The sequence below is a fragment of the Vibrio sp. S234-5 genome, from assembly GCF_000960595.1.
GTDB lineage: Bacteria > Pseudomonadota > Gammaproteobacteria > Enterobacterales > Vibrionaceae > Vibrio.
Genome location: NZ_JZAM01000027.1, coordinates 1 through 556 on the forward strand (window position 1 = coordinate 1; position 556 = coordinate 556).

Consider the following 556-nt stretch of genomic DNA (forward strand, 5'->3'; position numbering starts at 1 on the left):
TTTCCGCTGTTTTTCAAGCAAGTTGTCGTCTTTTTTACAATTTAGTAACGTGAATGATTACGCTGCACACTTTTCAGGGTTCAAGTACACCTCATCGATATAACTCCAGTCTCTCGTTTGCCGACTCCATCTGCCTGGATGAGTCAATTGAGCACGTCGGTAGACTTGCATACGCTGTCGGAGAATTTCATTATCCTCCCCGCAATGCCTCTGCTGAGGTGTTACATACTTTATGCCACTGTGTTTATGCTCATTGTTATACCAATCAACAAAATTACCAACCCAACACCGAGCGTCTTCAATGGAAGAAAACCCATCCATTGGCCATGAAGGACAATACTTTATTGTTTTGAACAACGACTCAGAGTATGGGTTGTCATTGCTTACTCTTGGCCTAGAGTAAGAGCTTGCAATCCCAAGGTCATACATCTTTGCAAGCATGGTGTAACTTCTCATAGGAGCACCGTTGTCAGAGTGCAAAGTAATGTTGCCTTGCACACACTTTTCCCGCCATGTTGTTCTTTGGAGTAACTCCGCTGCATATTCGCCTAGCTCC

The 556-nt window shown here is 44.1% G+C and carries 1 protein-coding gene; it reads right to left on the reverse strand.

Going from position 1 to position 556, the window contains the following annotated elements:
• Window positions 1-57 precede the first annotated feature (57 nt).
• Window positions 58-556, reverse strand: a 499-nt coding sequence (locus UF06_RS23340; RefSeq protein WP_139046225.1) for an integrase core domain-containing protein, incomplete at its 5' end; no start/stop codon positions are given.